The organism is Neisseria dentiae, assembly GCF_024580525.1.
Classification (GTDB): domain Bacteria; phylum Pseudomonadota; class Gammaproteobacteria; order Burkholderiales; family Neisseriaceae; genus Neisseria; species Neisseria dentiae_A.
Window position 1 is genome coordinate 1 of the sequence record NZ_JANIKQ010000074.1, and the last position, 435, is coordinate 435.

The 435-nt window shown below is 41.6% G+C and carries 1 protein-coding gene; it reads left to right on the forward strand.

Going from position 1 to position 435, the window contains the following annotated elements; translation table 11 throughout:
• Window positions 1-430, forward strand: a 430-nt coding sequence (locus NQ012_RS12925; protein WP_257067977.1) for an IS1595 family transposase, incomplete at its 5' end; no start/stop codon positions are given.
• Between the last annotated feature and the right edge of the window lie 5 nt (window positions 431-435).

The following is a 435-nucleotide window of genomic DNA, read 5'->3' on the forward strand; positions in this document are numbered from 1 at the left end:
CAAAGGCAAACGCGGGCGCGGTGCTGCCGGCAAAGTCGCCGTATTCGGGCTTTTGAAGCGCAATGGCAAGGTTTATACCGTTGCCGCACCCAATACACAAACAGCAACTTTACTGCCGGTTATTCGTGAACAAGTAAAGCCTGACAGCATTGTTTATACTGATTGCTACAAAAGTTATGATGTACTTGATGTGGGTGAGTTCAGCCACTTCCGTATCAATCACAGCGCACATTTTGCAGAGCGGCAAAATCACATTAATGGAATTGAGAACTTTTGGAATCAGGCAAAACGACATTTGCGCAAGTTTAACGGCATTCCCAAAGAGCATTTTGAGCTATATTTGAAGGAGTGTGAATGGCGTTTCAACAACAGTGAAATAAAGTTTCAAATTTCTTTTTTAAAACAATTGGTAAAGAACTATTTATCCTAGTTATC